The organism is Allobosea sp., from assembly GCF_030695125.1.
Lineage (GTDB): Bacteria > Pseudomonadota > Alphaproteobacteria > Rhizobiales > Beijerinckiaceae > Allobosea.
Genome location: NZ_JAUYTP010000006.1, coordinates 97,712 through 114,595, shown reverse-complemented (window position 1 = coordinate 114,595; position 16,884 = coordinate 97,712). Strand labels below are relative to the sequence as shown.

At 67.4% G+C, this 16,884-nt stretch carries 17 protein-coding genes; 5 read left to right on the top strand and 12 right to left on the bottom strand.

The genetic code is table 11. The annotated features are described in order from the left end of the window. Positions 1–5: 5 nt before the first annotated feature. Both Q8S38_RS01205 and Q8S38_RS01200 read right to left on the bottom strand, forming a co-directional pair. Positions 6–752 (bottom strand): SDR family oxidoreductase, encoded by a 747-nt coding sequence (locus Q8S38_RS01205; protein WP_305678589.1) that lies wholly within the window; start codon positions 750–752, stop codon positions 6–8. Further along, complete coding sequence (locus tag Q8S38_RS01200; RefSeq protein WP_305678588.1) at positions 745–1,578, bottom strand: glycosyltransferase family 2 protein; 834 nt, start codon at positions 1,576–1,578, stop codon at positions 745–747. The genes Q8S38_RS01205 and Q8S38_RS01200 overlap by 8 nt, the downstream gene beginning before the upstream one ends. Before the next feature lie 366 nt (positions 1,579–1,944). On the opposite strand from Q8S38_RS01200, the gene Q8S38_RS01195 reads away from it, so the two are divergent. After that, on the top strand, positions 1,945–2,604 hold the full coding sequence (locus Q8S38_RS01195; protein ID WP_305678587.1) for an outer membrane protein: 660 nt from the start codon (positions 1,945–1,947) through the stop codon (positions 2,602–2,604). Between the two features lie 109 nt (positions 2,605–2,713). Here the strand turns inward: Q8S38_RS01195 and Q8S38_RS01190 are convergent, their stop codons facing one another. From Q8S38_RS01190 to Q8S38_RS01175, 4 genes are read right to left on the bottom strand one after another with little or no spacing between them, the layout of a single operon-like run. Next, positions 2,714–3,319 carry a glutathione S-transferase gene (locus Q8S38_RS01190; RefSeq protein ID WP_305678586.1) on the bottom strand — a complete coding sequence of 202 codons (606 nt, stop codon included), beginning with the start codon at positions 3,317–3,319 and terminating at the stop codon, positions 2,714–2,716. Positions 3,320–3,345: 26 nt separating this feature from the next. Continuing rightward, a complete protein-coding gene (locus Q8S38_RS01185) occupies positions 3,346–4,197 on the bottom strand; it encodes a 23S rRNA (adenine(2030)-N(6))-methyltransferase RlmJ (protein WP_305678585.1) in 852 nt (283 codons plus the stop codon). Positions 4,198–4,228: 31 nt separating this feature from the next. Then, positions 4,229–4,897, bottom strand: coding sequence for a ribonuclease T2 family protein (locus tag Q8S38_RS01180; protein WP_305678584.1), 669 nt, complete (start codon positions 4,895–4,897; stop codon positions 4,229–4,231). A gap of 17 nt (positions 4,898–4,914) precedes the next feature. Next, complete coding sequence (locus Q8S38_RS01175; protein ID WP_305678583.1) at positions 4,915–5,376, bottom strand: hypothetical protein; 462 nt, start codon at positions 5,374–5,376, stop codon at positions 4,915–4,917. Between the two features lie 208 nt (positions 5,377–5,584). Between Q8S38_RS01175 and Q8S38_RS01170 the strand changes: the two genes are divergently transcribed. Next, positions 5,585–6,220 carry a pyridoxamine 5'-phosphate oxidase family protein gene (locus tag Q8S38_RS01170; RefSeq protein WP_305678582.1) on the top strand — a complete coding sequence of 212 codons (636 nt, stop codon included), beginning with the start codon at positions 5,585–5,587 and terminating at the stop codon, positions 6,218–6,220. Between the two features lie 125 nt (positions 6,221–6,345). Here Q8S38_RS01170 and Q8S38_RS01165 read toward each other — a convergent pair whose 3' ends face one another. Further along, positions 6,346–7,476, bottom strand: a complete 1,131-nt coding sequence (locus Q8S38_RS01165; protein ID WP_305678581.1) for an iron-containing alcohol dehydrogenase — start codon at positions 7,474–7,476, stop codon at positions 6,346–6,348. A gap of 40 nt (positions 7,477–7,516) precedes the next feature. Beyond that, a complete protein-coding gene (locus Q8S38_RS01160) occupies positions 7,517–8,404 on the bottom strand; it encodes a DMT family transporter (RefSeq protein WP_305678580.1) in 888 nt (295 codons plus the stop codon). A 146-nt stretch (positions 8,405–8,550) separates the two neighbouring features. Between Q8S38_RS01160 and Q8S38_RS01155 the strand changes: the two genes are divergently transcribed. Together Q8S38_RS01155 and Q8S38_RS01150 are read left to right on the top strand one after the other, a co-directional pair. Continuing rightward, on the top strand, positions 8,551–8,868 hold the full coding sequence (locus Q8S38_RS01155; protein WP_305678579.1) for an ArsR/SmtB family transcription factor: 318 nt from the start codon (positions 8,551–8,553) through the stop codon (positions 8,866–8,868). Beyond that, positions 8,868–9,467 (top strand): SRPBCC family protein, encoded by a 600-nt coding sequence (locus Q8S38_RS01150; protein ID WP_305678578.1) that lies wholly within the window; start codon positions 8,868–8,870, stop codon positions 9,465–9,467. The genes Q8S38_RS01155 and Q8S38_RS01150 overlap by 1 nt, the downstream gene beginning before the upstream one ends. 52 nt (positions 9,468–9,519) lie before the next feature. Here the strand turns inward: Q8S38_RS01150 and Q8S38_RS01145 are convergent, their stop codons facing one another. The 4 genes from Q8S38_RS01145 to Q8S38_RS01130 all read right to left on the bottom strand — a co-directional run bounded on the left by Q8S38_RS01145 (position 9,520) and on the right by Q8S38_RS01130 (position 13,047). Continuing rightward, the gene (locus Q8S38_RS01145) at positions 9,520–10,050 is read right to left on the bottom strand and encodes a winged helix DNA-binding protein (RefSeq protein WP_305678577.1); all 531 of its coding nucleotides are present in this window, start codon (positions 10,048–10,050) and stop codon (positions 9,520–9,522) included. Between the two features lie 112 nt (positions 10,051–10,162). Further along, a complete protein-coding gene (locus Q8S38_RS01140; protein WP_305678576.1) occupies positions 10,163–11,152 on the bottom strand; it encodes a TRAP transporter substrate-binding protein in 990 nt (329 codons plus the stop codon). Positions 11,153–11,197: 45 nt separating this feature from the next. Further along, a complete protein-coding gene (locus tag Q8S38_RS01135) occupies positions 11,198–12,502 on the bottom strand; it encodes a TRAP transporter large permease (RefSeq protein ID WP_305678575.1) in 1,305 nt (434 codons plus the stop codon). Then, the gene (locus Q8S38_RS01130; RefSeq protein WP_305678574.1) at positions 12,502–13,047 is read right to left on the bottom strand and encodes a TRAP transporter small permease; all 546 of its coding nucleotides are present in this window, start codon (positions 13,045–13,047) and stop codon (positions 12,502–12,504) included. Before Q8S38_RS01130 ends, Q8S38_RS01135 begins: the two co-directional genes overlap by 1 nt. A gap of 220 nt (positions 13,048–13,267) precedes the next feature. On the opposite strand from Q8S38_RS01130, the gene Q8S38_RS01125 reads away from it, so the two are divergent. Next, the gene (locus tag Q8S38_RS01125) at positions 13,268–16,867 is read left to right on the top strand and encodes a hydantoinase B/oxoprolinase family protein (RefSeq protein ID WP_305678573.1); all 3,600 of its coding nucleotides are present in this window, start codon (positions 13,268–13,270) and stop codon (positions 16,865–16,867) included. The last annotated feature ends 17 nt before the right edge of the window (positions 16,868–16,884 follow it).

The window sequence follows — 16,884 nt, the reverse complement described above, 5'->3', positions numbered from 1 at the left end:
GCGCGTCAGCCGACGATGTCGGGCGTGCGCCAGCCGAGATGCTGCCCGGCATCGACGGCGACCATCTGGCCGGTGATCGCGCGCGCCTGCGCCAGATACAGCACCGCCTCGGCGATCTCGCGCGGGTCGATCGTGCGCTGCAGCAGCGTTCCGGCGGCCTCCTGCTCCATGGCCTCTGGCCCGTCATGGGGATTGGGCAAGGTCGGTCCGGGGCCGACCGCATTGACGCGGATCCGCGGCGCCAGCGCCTGGGCCATGGTCTTGGTCGCCGTCAGCAGGGCGGCCTTGGTCAGGGTGTAGGAGTAATACTGCGGCGTCAGCTTCCAGACGCGCTGGTCGATGATGTTGACGATCGCGCCATGGCGCCCCGCGGGCAGGTGGTTGGCCAGCGCGCCGGCCAGCACCGAGGGGGCGCGCAGATTGATCGAGAACTGGCGGTTCCAGGTGGCGACGTCGATGGCGGTCACCTCGTCGATCAGGAAGCTCGAGGCATTGTTGACGAGCAGGGTCACCGGACCGAGCGCCGCCTCGACAGACGGCACCAGAGCCGCAACGGCTGCAGGGTCGACCAGATCGGCCTGCACCACAATGGCACGGCCGCCGCGCTGAATGATCGCGTCGGCCAGAGCCTCGGCCTCCGCACGAGCGCTGCCGCAATGGATCGCGACGGCATAGCCGGCCTCGGCCAGCCGCTCGACGATGGCACGCCCGATGCGCCGCGCCCCACCCGTCACCAGAGCGACTTCAGACATCGGGCGTCTCCCTCGACGACGCGGCCGGCGTCCGGCGGGATGCCGCCGCGGCCTGCTCGGGCGCGCGGCGCTGCAGCCGCCGCTCCCAATGCTTGGCGACCCTGAGATAGCGATAAAAGGCGTAGTTCATCGCGGTCATGAAGCCGTAGACGCCGCGCAGGGCGTGGCGGCGGCCAATATAGGCCTTGATGAAGTTGGCGGGGAACTCGACGGCGAGTCGAAAAACCGAGAGCCAGACGCCGCGCTTGTCGAGGTCATCGGCCTGGGCATCGCTGTAGCTGTTGAGCTTGGACATCTGCTCCCCGAGCGAGCGCACCGAATAATGATGCACCGTGCCCTTGAGCCGGGCGATGCGGGCGCCGGGCGCGAGATCGACGCGGTCATGCACGGGCGAGGGCGAGTAGCGCCCCTTGTCCCGTCGATACAGACGCACAGGTGCGAGCGCGTAGGCGAAGCGATGCGGGGCGCGCTCACCGGGAAAGATCTCGGCGATTCGCAACTCATAGGCGTCGGCCGCCGGGCCGCTGCCGGCAAACAGCGCCGCGATCTCGGCCACCATCGCCGGCGGCACCACCTCGTCGGCGTCGAGATTCAAAAGCCAGTCATGGCGGCACTGGTCTTCGGCGAACTGCTTCTGGAGACCGTATCCCGGCCAGGGATTGGGGATGACGCGGGCGCCGAGGCGCGCGGCGAGGTCCTGGGTGCCGTCGGTCGAGCCGGAATCGACCAGCACGATATCGTCGCTGAGGCTCCGGACCGCCTCGATCGTCCGCTCGATGCGATCGGCCTCGTCGCGCGCGATGATGAAGATCGAAAGCAGCGGCACCTTCGGGTCTCGTTTTCTGACTGTTTCGTCGTGGCTTAAGCACGGGCTACAGGGGGCTGCAAGCGACGCCGGCGAAATGTGGCGAGATTGGGAACCTTGGTGGATCCACCGCGTTTCCGTTTAAGCCCATTGGGCCAGTTCACGGATTCGTTAGTATTCGCTTTACCATTAGCTGTGCTTTAACAATCCTTAACAGGGTTTTATACATTCGCCGCAGTCATCGCAATCGTGCCGCATTTCTGCCGCGGTCTGCAGGGCAGATGTGCTTCCAAGGCAACAGACAAAACCGGCGATTGGTCTTATAACATCGTCATCGAGTTCACCCGCCGGCCTCGCCGGCAAAGCGACGTCCCTAGGAGTTCCATTATGAAGAAGTTTCTGCTTTCGACCGTTGCCGTGCTCGGTCTCGTCGCCGCCGGCGCCGCTTCCGCCGCCGACCTGCCGTCCCGCAAGGGCCCGGTGATGGCCCCGGTTTACGCTCCTGTGTTCACCTGGACCGGCTTCTACGTCGGCGCCAACGCCGGCTACGGCTTCGGCAACGTCAATGCCGGCACCGTGTTCGGCAACCGGACCGTCAGCATCGGCGATCTCGACGGCTTCATCGGCGGTGGCCAGGTCGGCTACAACTACCAGATGGGCCAGTTCGTTGTCGGCATCGAGGCTGACCTCCAGGGCGCCGACCTGAACTCGGGCTCGAGCGCCTTCGGTGACCGCGTTCGCACCGACTACTTCGGCACGGTTCGTGGCCGCGTCGGTCTCGCCTTCGACCGCTTCATGCCCTACGTCACCGGTGGTTGGGCTTACGGCAACGTGAAGACCACGATCGGCGGCATCGGCTCGACCGACAAGACCCACACGGGCGGCTACGCCGTCGGCGGCGGTCTCGAGTACGCCTTCACCAACAACTGGACCGCCAAGGTCGAGTACCTCTACGTCGATCTCGGCGAGAAGAACGTGTTCAACTCGGGCGTGAAGGTCGGCACCGACTTCTCCGTCGTCCGCGCCGGCCTGAACTACAAGTTCTAGTCTGCTTCCCCTCACGGGGACAAAAGAACCCGGTGGCTTCGGCCACCGGGTTTTTTGTTGTCCGTGGTGACGGGCTGCCGACCGCTTGCCGGGCGGCCGGCGGTCCGGCTCAGCCCTTGAACCGCGTCGCCTCGAAGGCCGGGACCTTGGCGGCGAAGGCGTCGAGCCAGGCGACCAGTGCGGGATGATCGGCGCGCCACGTGCCGGCAAAGCGCAGATCGAGATAGCCGAGCGCGCAGGCGAGCGCGATCTCGCCGATCCGGGGTCGGTCGGGATAGGCGGGCGGAGCGGCTTCGAGCGCGGCCAGCGCGCGCGAGACCTTGCCCGCCTGGTTGGCGACCCAGGCCGCGTTGCGGCCTTCCTCCGGCCTGAACCGGGTCTCGTAGACCTGGAGCAGCGCGGCGTCGCAGAGCCCGTCGGCCAGCGCCTGCAGCCGCAACTGGACGAAGCGCTCGTCGCCGGCCGGGATGAGGCGGCTGCCGCCAGCGAGATGGTCGAGATAATCGACGATGACGCGCGAGTCGAACAGCGTCATGCCGTCCTCCAGCACCAGAGTCGGAATCTTGCCCAGCGGGTTCTGCTGGCGCAGCGGCTCGGCTGGATCATTGGTGTCGGCGACGACGATGTCGATCCGGTCCAGCAGGCCGAGTTCGGAAGCCGCCATCTTGACCTTGCGGCCGAAGGGGGAGGCGGGGGAGGAACGGAGAATCAGCATCGTCAGGGCCTCAGGCAACGGGCGGTTCAGCCGTCCGGACGGATCGGCTCGCAAAGATAGCGCGGCTGCGGCCCCTGGGCGAGGCGCTCCGTGAGGGCAGGCAGGATGATTCGGGCTTCGTCGGCGAGCATCCAGGGCGGGTTGACGATCAGCATGCCGGTGGCGCTGAGCCCGCCTGCGGCCTCGGGGCGGTCGACGTCGATTTCCAGCCGCAGCAGACGGCTGATCCCGGCCTGGTTGAGCCCCGCCAGCAGATTGGCGACCGCGAGCTTGTCCTTGACCGGGTACCAGAGCGCATAGATTCCCGTCGGCCATTTGCGATGGGCGGCGATCAGTTCGGCCTCCAGCGTGGCGAACTCGTCCTTGTCCTCGAATGGCGGGTCGATCAGCACCAGCCCGCGCCGCTCCTTGGGTGGCACATTGCCGCGCAGCGCGTTCCAGCCGTCGATCGCCAAGGCCTTGCAGCGCTCGTCGCGGCCGATCGCCTGGAGCAACTTCTTGTGGGTCTGCGGGTGGAGTTCGGCGGCGATCAGCCGATCGTCGGGGCGCATCGCGTGGCGGCAGAGCCAGGGCGAACCCGGATAGGCCTCGGCGCCATAGAGCGCGCGCGCGCCGGCGACGGCATCGCGCCAGGGCTTGAGCAGCGCCTCGACGGCCGGCGCCAGAGGCGAACGGTCGATCCGCGCGACGCCGTCCTTCCATTCATGCGTCCGCAGCGCCTCTTCGGACCCGAGATCATAGCGGCCTGCGCCTGCATGGGTGTCGACGACGCGATAGGGTGTCGGCTTGGCGTTGAGATGCGTCAGGATGCGCGTCAGAACGACATGCTTGAGGACATCGGCGAAGTTGCCGGCATGGAAGCCGTGGCGGTAATTCATGCCGCGCTCTTACGCGGGTTTGCAGCGTCTGTCAGCGCGGTGCGTTCACGGTGATGTCGCGCGTGCGACAGCCGGAGCGGTCGACCTCCTCGCACATGCGGAAATCGCGCAGATCCTTGCTCAGGCAGATACGGACCTCCTGCAGCACGCCGCGCCGGCAGGCAACCGACATCATGTCGGTGCGCAAGCCCGGATTGGCAGCCACAAAAGCGCGTTCCAGGTCGATTGCGGTCCAGTTCTGGTCGCGCTCGGCCTTGGCCAGCGCCGGGGGAATCACGACCTTGTCGCGGGCGCGCCGCGTGTCGGCAAAGTAATCGCCTGGGCTCGAGCCTGCGCAGGTGCCGTGCTTGCGCCATTGGTGCCGGGCGAGGCCCTCGCTCGGGAACAGGCCCCTCGCCTGATCGAGGGCGATTCGCGACGGCGTGCGGCCGGCCGGGCCGCATTCGCTGGGAAAGCCGCGCTCGTTCTGCGGCCAGAGACCGTGGACGACGAAGCGCAGCCCGGCGCCCTCGGCGCATTGCTCGCGGTTGCGGTCCCGCTCTCCGTCGAGTTCGCAAAAACCCGGCGACCAGGACAGGGCCAGCACATAGAAGTCGAAATCGCCGGGCTCGCCGCCGCGCTGGTTGCGCGGCTGGGCCGACGCGTCGGCCAGCAACCCCAGCAGGATCGGTAGCGCGAGGGCGATGCGCAGGAGGGCCATGGCGCTGCCGACCCGACTCAGGGGCGGGCCATCTTGCAGTCGGGCGCGTAGCTGCGATGGCGGTCGAGGCCGCTGACGCACCAGTTGACGTTCCAGGTCCAGCCGAACAGGCCGAGATTCTCGCGCACGGAATAATCGACGCGGTGGATCGTGCCGTCGTTCAGCGCGACGCGCCCCGTGCAGAAGCGGCGCGGGATGAAATCATCGCCGAGCGGCCGAAACCCGATCGGCTTGATCTTGTCATAGGCGACGGCCCGCAGCGGGCCCCAGAACTTGGCTTCCCGCGAGTTGAACCAGCTGGTGATTTCGCCGAGCACGGCCGGGTCCTCGCAGGCGGGCAGAGCGCCATACATCGGGTTGATGCGGTTCTCGGCGGCATCGGCCGGGTTGACCAGGCGGCGGCCCGAAGCCTCGGCGGTGACGCCCGCCGTCAGGAGCGCGAGGGTGGCGAGGGCGGTTCGCAGCAGGGCGCGGCGCATGGGTGAAGGCCTCGTGGAGGGGCGAAGACGATGCCGCACGATGGCCGCGGCCGCCCGGAGGGTCAAGGCGCGCGAGACGCAGGCGACGCATCGAGGCGCGGGCTGTGGCATTTCGATCCGGCAATGCCGGCATTCCATGCAGCGCCGGGGCTGGTGCGCCGGCCACGGATCGCCGACAGTCGCGGCCCCTTTCGGGACGGAGGACGACATGACGACGCGACCTGAGGACCCGGCCAAGGCGATCGCGGACCCTGCCGATCTGCGGGCGCATATGGGCGCAGTCAATCCGCTGGCCGAGCGGAAGGTGCTCGACCGGCTGGACGGGTTCTGCCGCGATTTCATCGCGCTGTCGCCCTTCCTCGTTCTGGCGACCTCGGACGGTGAGGGCCGTGCGGATGCCAGCCCGCGTGGCGATGCGCCGGGCTTCGTCACGGTTCTCGACGAGCGGACGCTGTTCATCCCCGACCGGCGCGGCAACAACCGGGTCGATAGCTTCGCAAATGTGCTGGCGGCGCCGGGCGTCGGGCTGATTTTCATGGTGCCGGGCATCGCCGAGACGCTGCGGGTCAACGGCCAGGCCCGGCTGACGCGCGATGCCGCCCTGCTCGAACCGGCGACCGTGCAGGAGCGGACCCCGACGCTCGGCCTGCTGGTCGATGTCGAGGAGGCCTTCTTCCACTGCGGCAAGGCGCTGATCCGCTCGAAGCTGTGGGATCCGTCGGCTCAGGTCGAGCGCAGCCGCTTCCCGACGCTGGGGCGCATCATGTCCGAGCAGACCAAGGCCGTCGGCGTCGCGGAGGCCGAGGCCAATCTCGAAGAGGCCTATCGGACGCGGCTGTACTGAGAGAGGGCTTTGCCGTCATTCTCGGGCGGAGCGAAGCGCAGACGCGAGAACCTCCGGCCGGATGAGGCGCTGGAGCCTCTTTGTCACGTCATGGCCGGGTCAAGCCCGGCCATGACGCATTGTCCTCAGAACGAGGCTTCCAGCATCGCGGCATAGTCTGCGGCAGTGGCCGGGCGCGGATTGGTGGCGCTCGAATGGTCCTTGGTCGCGGCCTCGGCGATCGCGGGGATGACGCCGCGCGGCAGGCCCATGGCCGAGAGGCTGGCGGGCATGCCGAGGCGCGCGACGAGAGCCGCGATCCAGGTCGCGAGATCGGTGTCGGCGGGTAGGTCCAGCACCTTGCGGATCTCGGCGTATTTGGCTTTCGCGTCCGGCTCGTTGAAGCGCAGCACGGCGGGCAGCAGCACGGCGTTGAGCGTGCCGTGATGCAGCGAGACCTCCTTCAGTCCGCCGAGTGGATGGGACAGCGCGTGGACAGCGCCTAACCCCTTCTGGAAGGTCAGGCCGCCCTGGAGCGCGGCCATCATCATCTCCTTGCGGGCCTCGCGGTCGCTGCCGTCCTTCACCGCGCGTTCGATGAAGGCCACCGCGCGCTTGAGGCCGTCGAGCGCGATCGCCTCGGCGGGCGGATTCTCGCGCGGGCTCAGATAGGTCTCGATGCAGTGCGTCACCGCATCCATGCCGGTGGCGGCGGTGAGCCAGGCAGGCAGGCCCAGCGTCAGCTCGGGGTCGCAGATCGCGAGCCTTGGGATCAGGTGGGGCGAGATGAAGCCGAGCTTGCGGCTGTCCTTCAGGGTGATCAGCGCGGCGCGGCCGACCTCGCTGCCGGTGCCCGAGGTCGTCGGGACGGCGATGACGGGGGCGACGGCGGACGTCACCTTCGGGATGCCGCCAAGGATCGCGGCATAGGTCTCCAGAGGGCCGTCATGCGTCGCCAGCAGCGCCACGCCCTTGGCGAGGTCGATCGGCGAGCCGCCGCCGATCGCGACGAGCCCGTCGCAGCCGTGCTCGCGATAGAGCCCGAGCGCGGCCTCGACGGCTTCCTCGGTCGGGTTGGTCGGCGTGCCCTCGAAGACCGGGGCTGTGGCGAGAGCCGGCGAGACGGCCTGCACCTTGGCGACGAGGCCCGCCGCGACGATGCCCTTGTCGGCGATGATCAGCGGCCGGGCGACGCCGAGCCCGGCCAGATCCGCCGCGATGCCGTCGATCTCGCCATAGCCGAACTTGACGGTGGTGAGGTAGGTGATCAGGGCCATGGAGATGTCCTTCGCCGTTGCTGTGGGAGGGGCGCGCCGGTCAGGGCGCGGCGAGCGTGGGTTTGGCCGCCGCGGCGCGGCGTTCGAGAACGATCAGCACGAGCCCGGCCGCCACGATGAGCGCCGCGCCCGCCAGCATGGCTGGTGTCGGCCAGTCGTCGAAGACCAGCCAGCCGAAGACCAGCGCCCAGACGATCAGCGTATACTGGTAGGGCGCCAGGACCGAGGCCTCGGCCAGCTTGAGCGAACGCGTCACGCACAGATGCGCGACCATCGCGACGATGCCGAGCAGGCCGAGCAGGACGAAGTCGCGCGGCGTCGGCTGGACCCAGCCGAAGGGGGCGAGGGCGAGCCCGATCAGCAGCGTGCCGAAGGTCTGCAGCCCGACCAGCGTGACGTCGGGCGTCTCGCGCAGATAGCGGCCGGCGATCATCAGCAGCGCGAACAGGATGCTGCCGAGGAGAGCGATCAGCGCCGGCCAGCTCAGGCTTGCACCCGTCGGGTCGAGTGCGATCACCACGCCGACGAAGCCAGCCGCGACCGCCAGCCAGCGCGGCAGATCGACCTTCTCGCCGAGCAGCAGCGCCGCGAAGACGACGGCCCAGACCGGCGCCGCCATCCAGATCGTCATGGTGTCGGCAAGCGGCAGATAGACCACGGCCGCGTAGAACAGCGCCGATTCGGAGGCGCCCAGCGCGACACGCAGCGCCTGGAGCCACGGCTTGGCTGGCCGCAGCGTGCGCATGACGCCCTGCCTGACGATGAAGGGCGCGAGCACGACCAGCGCGGCGGCGCTGCGGATCAGCAGCAATTGGCCCACGGTGTAGGTGGCGACCAGCCATTTGCCCATCACGTCGTTGAGCGAGAACAGCAGGATGCCGAAGAGCATCATCGCAATGCCGGCGAGGGTCGCGTTGCGGGTGGGCATGGGGCCTTCGAACCGTGGCGGATGCACTCCGCAATGGCGGAGGCCGCCTTAAGGATCAAGCGCGCTCGCATCGGAGGGGGCAGACCGGAAGCGCCGCACAATAATTCGTTATTGACTTAATTAAGCTAAGTATGAATTATCGATCCATGGACGCCTTCACCGCCCTCGCCGATCCGACCCGCCGCCGCATCGTCGAGATGCTGGCGCAAGGCGCGCTCTCGGCCGGCGAGATCGGGGAGGGGTTCACGGTGTCGGCGCCGGCGATCTCGCAGCATCTGAAGACGCTGCGCGAAGCCGGGCTGGTGCGGGTCACGGTCGCCGGCCAACGGCGCATCTATGCGCTCGATCCCGACGGCATCGATCAATTCGACCAGTGGGTCAGGCGCGTGCGCGCCTTCTGGCCCGATCGTCTGGCGGCTCTGGAGGCCGCGTTGCAACAGCCCGATCCGGGCGAGGAGGCGTGATGCAGACGGATGCAATCGCAGCGAAGACCCGCGAAGCGACGACCGGCAAGGCCTATGGCGAGGTTCTGGACAGTGGCGCGGTGCGCTTCGAGCGGCTGCTGCCCGGGCCGATCGAACGCGTCTGGGCTTATCTCGTCGAGGGCGAAAAGCGGGCGACCTGGTTCTGCGGCGGTGAGACGGAGGCGCGGGTTGGCGGCAGGATCGAGCTGTTCTTCAAGCATTCGCAGATCACGAACGAGCCGCCGCCCGAAAGCGCCCGCAAGATGCACGACGAAGGCGCACTGATGAGCGGCACTGTCACGGTCTACGACCCGCCTCATCGGCTCGCCTTCAACTGGGTCGGCATGGGCGACCCGGACTCGGATGTCGAGATCGAACTCGCTCCGGTCGGCGACAAGGTCCGCCTCGTGCTGATCCATCGCCGGCTGGCGACGAAGCACCGGATGGCGATGGTCTCCAGCGGCTGGCACCTGCATCTGGGCCTGCTCGAGGACCGGCTGCTCGGGCAGCCGCCGCGTGCCTTCTGGTCGGTGCATGAAGGGCTGATGGCGCAGTATGCGCAGATGCAGCAGGAGGTGCCCTGTAAGGCCGGCCCGTAGAACCCGAGGCAACCAAGGGCCGTGTGCCGGCCGGCGAGCGGCGGTGTCGGCCCTACAGACTCGCCGCTGCCCGCGCCGCCTGGTCGTACTGGCCCGAGAGCGAGCGCATCGCGGCGGCGATCTCGGAGATGCGGGCGGGGTCGACGCCGGTGGCGAGGATCGACTTGACCAGGAGCTGTTCGCGGATCCGGGCGTAAGCCCGGCACGCCTCCTCGCCGGCGGGCGTCACCGTGACGGTCTTTTCCTTGCCCTTGCGGCCGGCCTTCAACAGCTTGAGCCGCTCCAGCTTCTTGAGCGCATAATTCACCAGATGGGTGTCCTCGATGTTGAGGACGAGGCAGATGTCCGCCAGGCGCTTGGCCTTGCCACGGTGATTGACGTTGTGCAGCACCAGCACGTCGAGCGGGGAGAGATCCGGCAGCCCGCCGGCCGCCATGCCGCGCACCATCCAGCGATGGAAGGCGTGCACGGTCATGCTCATCGCGAATTCGAATTCCGACAGAGCCGGCATCGCGCCCGCGGCCAGATGGCCGGAGGAGACGATGGGGCCGAGATCGTCGGGGAAAGGCTTTGGTTCTGGCATGGCTGAGGCGCCCGTCATTCTCGGGCGGCGCCAGAGCGCCGACCCGAGAATCTCCTGCAGGAAAGCCTCCTGTGGGAGATGGTCGGGGCAAGCCCGACCATGACGCGGTTCGTCACATCTTCTTGTAGGCGTCGACGATGGCCTGGCCGTCGGCGCCGGCCTTCTTCAGCCAGTCGGCGGTCAGGGTGTCGCCGGCCTTCTTGAAGCCCGCCGCGAGTTCGGCGCTCGGGGCCTGGACCTTCATGCCCTTGGCCTTGAGCTGGTCGAGATACCAGCCCGACTTGTCCTGCCACATCTTCCAGCCGCGCTCCTCGGCGGTGGCCGAGGCCTTCAGGATGGCGTCCTGCGTCGCCTTGTCGAGGCCGGCGAAGGCGGCCTTGTTGACGAAGGTGGCGTTCTTCGGGATCCAGGCCTGGACGTCGTAGAAATGCGTCAGCGACTCCCAGACCTTGGAATCATAGCCCGTGCCGCCCGAGGACATGAAGGAGTTGACGACGCCGGTCGCCAGCGCCTGCGGCAGTTCGGCCGCCTGGATCGTCACCGACTGCATGCCGAGCAGATCGCCCAGCCGCGCCGTGCCGACATTGTAGGAGCGCCACTTCTGGCCCTTCATGTCGTCGATCGTGTTGATGTCCTTCTTGGTGTAGACGCCCTGCGGCGCCCAGGGAACCATGAACAGGAGCTTGATGCCCTGGCTGTCGAGCTTCTTCTCCACGGCCGCCTTCGAGGCCGCATAGAGTTTCTTCGCCTCGGGAAAGGACGCCGCGAGGAAGGGCACGACATCGATGCCGAAGATCGGGTCCTCGTTCTCGTGGATCGAGATCAGGACTTCGCCCATCTGGGCCTGGCCGCTCTGGACGGCGCGCTTGATCTCGGGCGCCTTGAAGAGCGAGGCGCCGGGATGGACCGTGATGGCGAGCTTGCCGCCGGTCGCAGCTTCGACATCCTTGCCGAACTGGATGAGGTTCTCGCTGTGCGGGTTGTCGATCGGATAGGCGGCCGGCAGGTTCCACTTTGTCTGCGCGACGGCGGGCGCCGCGAAGGCGAGTGCGCTGACGCCGAAGGCGAGGGCGGCGGCGCTGAAGGTTCTGCGATTGATCATGATCTTATTCCCTCTTTTGTTGCTTGGTTGCTTGGTCGAAAGGCATCAGTCCGGGAAAGCGAGCTTGGGCAGATAGAGCACGATCTGCGGGAAGGTCGTGATGATGAAGACGGCGATGTTGAGCAGAATGAAGAACGGAAACGCGGCCTTCGCAACCGTCCAGGTGTCCCGCCCGCTCATGTTCTGCAGCACGAAGAGGTTGAAGCCCACCGGCGGGGTGATCTGCGCCATCTCGACATGGATGATCAGGTAGACGCCGAACCAGACCAGGTCGAAGCCGGCCTCCTTGACCATCGGCAGGACAATCACCGCCGTCAGCACGATCATCGAGATGCCGTCGATCAGGCAGCCCAGGATGATGTACATCACGGTCAGCGCCAGCACGAGCATGTGCGGCGAGAGGGCCTGGCCCTTGACCCAGTCGGCCAGCGCGGCGGGGATGCCGGTATAGGCCATGGCCGCCGTGCAGAAAGCCGCGCCCGCCAGGATCAGCATGATCATGCAGGTCAGGCGCGTCGCGCTCATGATGCTCTCATAAAGCGTCTTCCAGGTCAGCGTGCCGCTCCACCACGCCAGGAAGAGCGCACCGGTGACGCCCCAGGCGGCGCATTCGGTCGCGGTGGCGAAGCCCAGCACGAGTGCCAGGAAGACCGCCGCGATCAGCAGCAGGCAGGGCGCCAGCTTGGCCGACTGCCTGAGCTTCTCGAAGAAGGGCAGCGAGGGGTCGCGCGGCGGCGTCTTGTCGGGGTTGAGCAGCGACCAGATGATGACGTAGCCCATGTACAGCGCCATCACGAGCAGGCCGGGCAGGAAGCCGCCGAGGAAGACCTGCAGCACCGAGACGTTGGCGGTGACGGCGTAGACCACCATCGGGATCGAGGGCGGGATCAGCAGGCCGAGCGTGCCGGAGCCAGCGAGCGTGCCGAGGCTCAGGCTTTCGCTGTAGCCGCGCTTGCGCAGCTCCGGCAGCGAGATCTTGCCGATGGTCGCCACGGTGGCGGCCGAGGAGCCCGAGACGGCCGCGAAGATGCCGCAGCCGATGATGTTGGTGTGGATCAGCCGGCCGGGCAGCCATTGCAGCCAGGGCGAGAGCCCCTGGAACATCTGCTCGGACAGCCGCGTCCGGAACAGGATCTCGCCCATCCAGATGAAGAGCGGCAGGGCGGCCAGCGTCCAGGAGCTGGCGCTGCTCCAGACGGTGGTGGCCAGCACCTGGCCGATCGGAACGTCGGTGACCAGCACCATGGCGAGCAGGCCGACGAGGCCGAGGCCGACGGAAATCCAGACGCCGCTGCCGAGAACAAGGACGAGGAAGCCGAGCAGGATGAGGGCGAGAATAGGCAGGGACATCAGACGCTTCCACCCTGGGCAATGCGCTCGATCAGCTCTTCGGCCGACTTCGGCGGTTCCGGCTCATAGGTCGGACGCCCGCCACGGGCGACGATGACGAACTCGTCGAGGATGGCGACGAGCAGGATGGCGAGGCCCGCAACCAGCCCGAGCTGGGGAATCCAGAGCGGAACGGCGACGACGCCGGTCGACATGTCGAAATACTGCCAGGAATCATGCGCGAGCTTGCCGGCCTGGAAGGTGAAGTAGCCGATGAAGAGCGACGCCGTGCCCAGCGAGAACAGTTCGGCCGCACGGCGCTTTCGACCCTTCAGCCGCTCGATCAATAGGCCGACGCGGATCATCTCGCCACGCTTGAAGGTGTGGGCGAGGCCGAGAAACGCCATCGCGACCAGGGCCCAGCCGGTGAAGTCGTCGCCCGACGGCACGTTGAAGTTGATCTCCCGGCCGACGGAGAGCAGCATCATCAGCGCGAAGATCACGACGAGGAAAGCGCCGGCGAGATAGCCGGCGGCGAGGTAAAGGCCGTCGAGGAAACGCCGCATCAGACGCCGCGCCCCATGGAGCGAGCGCGCACTGCGCCTGCGGTTGCCAGGACTGTCGCCATCATTGCATCCTCCGCCTCGTGGCCGTCCGGCCCCTCAGCCATGTTCCGGTCACAATTGCGATCGTATCGACCGAAACCTCCTTGTCAACAACACATCGACAATTTATCGATGAAACGTCAGAGACGCTGGTTTTGCGTCAGATCAGGGGATGTCGGGGATGTCGTTTTCGCGTTGGGACTTCTGGATCGACCGGGGCGGCACCTTCACCGATGTGATCGGCCGTGATCCCGCAGGCAAACTTCACGCCAGGAAGCTGCTGTCGGAGAATCCGGGCGCCTATCGGGACGCGGCGGTGCAGGGAATCCGCGACCATCTCGGGCTGAAGGCGGGCGAGGCGATTCCGGCCGGGCTGGTCGGCGAGGTCCGCATGGGCACGACGGTGGCGACCAACGCCCTCCTCGAGCGCAAGGGCGACCGGACGCTCCTGGTCACGACCAAGGGTTTCCGCGACGCGCTGCGCATCGGCTACCAGGCGCGACCCGACATCTTCGCCAAGGAGATCATCAAGCCCGAGCAGCTCTACGAGGCGGTGGTCGAGATCGACGAGCGCGTGCTGGCCGACGGCGTGGTCGAGCAGGCGCCCGACGAGGCGGCAATCCGCACCGCGCTGCAGGCGCAGTTCGATGCCGGCTTCCGCGCGGTGGCGATCGCCTTCATGCACGCTTATCGCTATCCGGCCCATGAGCAGGTCGCGGCCAGGATCGCCCGCGAGATCGGCTTTCCGCAGGTCTCGGTCAGCCACGAGGTCTCGCCGCTGATCAAGCTGGTCGGCCGCGGCGACACCACCGTGGTCGACGCCTATCTCTCGCCGATCCTCGGCCGCTATGTCGCGCAGGTGTCGGAAGAGCTCGACATTGCCCGCACCGGCGCGCGGTTGATGTTCATGATGTCATCGGGCGGGCTCACCGCCGCCGAACTCTTCCAGGGCAAGGATGCGATCCTGTCCGGCCCGGCCGGCGGCGTCGTCGGGCTCGCCGAGACCGGCCGCTCCGCCGGCTTCGACAAGGTCATCGGCTTCGACATGGGCGGCACCTCGACCGATGTCGCCCATTTCGACGGCGAGTATGAGCGCGCCTTCGAGACGGAGGTCGCGGGCGTTCGGATGCGCGCGCCGATGATGCTGATCCATACGGTCGCGGCCGGCGGCGGCTCGATCCTGCATTATGACGGCGCGCGCTTCCGCGTCGGGCCCGATTCCGCCGGCGCCAATCCTGGGCCGGCCGCCTATCGCCGCGGTGGGCCGCTCGCTGTGACCGATGCGAACGTCATGGTCGGCAAGCTGATCCCGGCCTACTTCCCGCCGATCTTCGGCGAGAAGCGCGATCAGCCGCTCGATGTCGAGGCCGTGAAGGCGAAGTTCGTGGCGCTTGCGGCGGAGGTCGGCGACGGCCGCAGCCCCGAGCAGGTCGCCGACGGCTTCATCCAGATCGCCGTCGCCAACATGGCGGAGGCGATCAAGAAGATCTCGGTCCAGCGCGGCTACGACATCACGCGCTATGCGTTGAACTCGTTCGGCGGCGCCGGCGGGCAGCATGCCTGCCTCGTGGCGGATGCGTTGGGCATCAAGACCGTGCTGCTGCACCCCTTCTCCGGCCTGCTCTCGGCCTATGGCATGGGTCTGGCCGAGATTCGCGCGACGCGGACCGCTGCGCTCGACGTAGCCCTCGATGGCGGCGCCCAGGCGGCGGTCGAGGCAGCCGCGGCCGGGCTCGCCGCCGAGACCCGGGCCGAGGTGTCTGGGCAGGGCGTGCCTGACGGCGATATCGCGATCCTGACCCGCGCCCATGTCCGCTATGCCGGCACCGATACCGCCATTGCGGTTGCGGCCGGCACGCCCGACGCGATGAAGGCGGCGTTCCAGGCGGCGCACAAGGCCCGCTTCGGCTTCATGGACGAGGCCAAGGCGCTGGTGATCGAGGCCGTCGAGGTCGAGGCGATCGGCGGCGGGGCGAAGTTCGAGGAGGCCTCTGTGCCCGAAACCGCGGGCGAGCCCGTGGCCGCGCAGACGACTCGCCTCTTCTCGAAGGGCCAGTGGCACGAGGCGCAAATCGTCCGGCGCGAGGCGATGCAGCCCGGCCAGGGCGTCGCGGGGCCGGCGATCATCATCGAGCCGAACCAGACCGTCGTGGTCGAGGAGGGCTGGAGCGCCAGGCTCACCGCCAAGGATCATCTCGTGCTGGTGCGCTCCAAGGCGCTCGTCCAGAACGCCGCGATCGGCACCCGGGCCGATCCGGTGATGCTGGAGATCTTCAACAACCTGTTCATGTCGATCGCCGAGCAGATGGGCGTGACGCTGCAGAACACCGCCTATTCGGTGAACATCAAGGAGCGGCTCGACTTCTCCTGCGCGGTCTTCGACCAGAGCGCGGCGCTGGTGGCCAACGCGCCGCACATGCCGGTGCATCTGGGCTCGATGGACAAGTCGGTCGAGACCGTCATCAAGAACAACCCGGTTATCAAGCCGGGCGATGTCTACTGCCTGAACGCGCCCTATAATGGCGGCACGCATCTGCCCGACATCACGGTCTGCACCCCGGTCTTCGACGAGGCGGAGGAGCAGATTTTGTTCTGGGTCGCCAGCCGCGGCCACCATGCCGATGTCGGCGGCACCGCGCCGGGCTCGATGTCGCCGCTGGCCACCGTGATCGAGGAGGAAGGGGTCTATATCGACAACTTCAAGATCGTCGATCAGGGCCGCTTCTGCGAGGACGAACTGGTCTCGATCCTGACCGGCGCGCGCTATCCGGTGCGCAACGTCGTGCAGAACGTCAACGATCTGAAGGCGCAGATCGCCGCCAACGCCAAGGGCGTCGCCGAGCTGAAGAAGATGATCGCCTCCTTCGGGCTCGACGTGGTGCAGGCCTATATGGGCCATGTGCAGGACAATGCGGCCGAGAGCGTGGCGCGGCTTTTGACCAAGCTGCACGATGCCGAGTTCACCTATCCGATGGACCAGGGCTGCGCGATCAAGGTCAGGATCAGCATCGACCGCGACAAGCGCGAGGCGACCGTCGATTTTACCGGCACCTCCGAGCAGCGAACGGACAATTTCAACGCGCCGGCCCCGGTGACGCGGGCGGCCGTGCTCTATGTCTTCCGCGTGATGGTCGACGATGCGATCCCGATGAATGCCGGCTGCTTGCGGCCGATCAGGATCGTCATCCCCGAGGGCTCGATGCTCTCGCCGCGCTATCCGGCCGCGGTCGTGGCGGGCAATGTCGAGGTCTCCCAGGCCGTGACGAACACCCTGTTCGGGGCGCTGGAGGCGATGTCCTCCTCTCAAGGGACGATGAACAACCTGACCTTCGGCAATGACGAGTACCAGTATTACGAGACGATCTGCTCGGGCTCCCCGGCGGGGCCGGGCTTCAACGGCACCTCGGGCGTGCATGTCCACATGACCAATTCGCGCCTGACCGACCCCGAGATCCTGGAGACGCGCTTTCCCGTCGTACTGGAGGATTTCCACATCCGCGCCGGCTCGGGCGGCAAGGGGCAGTGGAGCGCCGGGGACGGCACGAGCCGCACGATCCGCTTCCGCAAGACGATGGACTGCGCGATCCTCGCCTCGCACCGCAAAATCCGCCCCTTCGGTATCAAGGGCGGCGAACCGGGAGAGCTCGGCAAGACGCTGGTGCGGCGTCTCTCGGGTGCAGTCGAGGAGCTCAAGCCCTGCGACCAGACGCTGCTCCAGGCCGGCGAGGCGGTGACGGTGATCACGCCGACGGCGGGAGGGTATGGCAAGGCGGAGACGTAAGCCTCCGCGCTCAGGCG

Bases quoted from the DNA above. Each gene is read 5' to 3' on its own strand.
- Q8S38_RS01160 (WP_305678580.1), bottom strand. From the start codon at position 8,404: ATGCCCACCCGCAACGCGACCCTCGCCGGCATTGCGATGATGCTCTTC.
- Q8S38_RS01150 (WP_305678578.1), top strand. From the start codon at position 8,868: ATGCAGACGGATGCAATCGCAGCGAAGACCCGCGAAGCGACGACCGGC.
- Q8S38_RS01180 (WP_305678584.1), bottom strand. From the start codon at position 4,897: ATGGCCCTCCTGCGCATCGCCCTCGCGCTACCGATCCTGCTGGGGTTG.
- Q8S38_RS01135 (WP_305678575.1), bottom strand. From the start codon at position 12,502: ATGTCCCTGCCTATTCTCGCCCTCATCCTGCTCGGCTTCCTCGTCCTT.
- Q8S38_RS01155 (WP_305678579.1), top strand. From the start codon at position 8,551: ATGGACGCCTTCACCGCCCTCGCCGATCCGACCCGCCGCCGCATCGTC.
- Q8S38_RS01185 (WP_305678585.1), bottom strand. From the start codon at position 4,197: ATGAATTACCGCCACGGCTTCCATGCCGGCAACTTCGCCGATGTCCTC.
- Q8S38_RS01190 (WP_305678586.1), bottom strand. From the start codon at position 3,319: ATGCTGATTCTCCGTTCCTCCCCCGCCTCCCCCTTCGGCCGCAAGGTC.
- Q8S38_RS01130 (WP_305678574.1), bottom strand. From the start codon at position 13,047: ATGCGGCGTTTCCTCGACGGCCTTTACCTCGCCGCCGGCTATCTCGCC.
- Q8S38_RS01140 (WP_305678576.1), bottom strand. From the start codon at position 11,152: ATGATCAATCGCAGAACCTTCAGCGCCGCCGCCCTCGCCTTCGGCGTC.
- Q8S38_RS01195 (WP_305678587.1), top strand. From the start codon at position 1,945: ATGAAGAAGTTTCTGCTTTCGACCGTTGCCGTGCTCGGTCTCGTCGCC.
- Q8S38_RS01170 (WP_305678582.1), top strand. From the start codon at position 5,585: ATGACGACGCGACCTGAGGACCCGGCCAAGGCGATCGCGGACCCTGCC.
- Q8S38_RS01145 (WP_305678577.1), bottom strand. From the start codon at position 10,050: ATGCCAGAACCAAAGCCTTTCCCCGACGATCTCGGCCCCATCGTCTCC.
- Q8S38_RS01165 (WP_305678581.1), bottom strand. From the start codon at position 7,476: ATGGCCCTGATCACCTACCTCACCACCGTCAAGTTCGGCTATGGCGAG.
- Q8S38_RS01175 (WP_305678583.1), bottom strand. From the start codon at position 5,376: ATGCGCCGCGCCCTGCTGCGAACCGCCCTCGCCACCCTCGCGCTCCTG.
- Q8S38_RS01125 (WP_305678573.1), top strand. From the start codon at position 13,268: ATGTCGTTTTCGCGTTGGGACTTCTGGATCGACCGGGGCGGCACCTTC.
- Q8S38_RS01205 (WP_305678589.1), bottom strand. From the start codon at position 752: ATGTCTGAAGTCGCTCTGGTGACGGGTGGGGCGCGGCGCATCGGGCGT.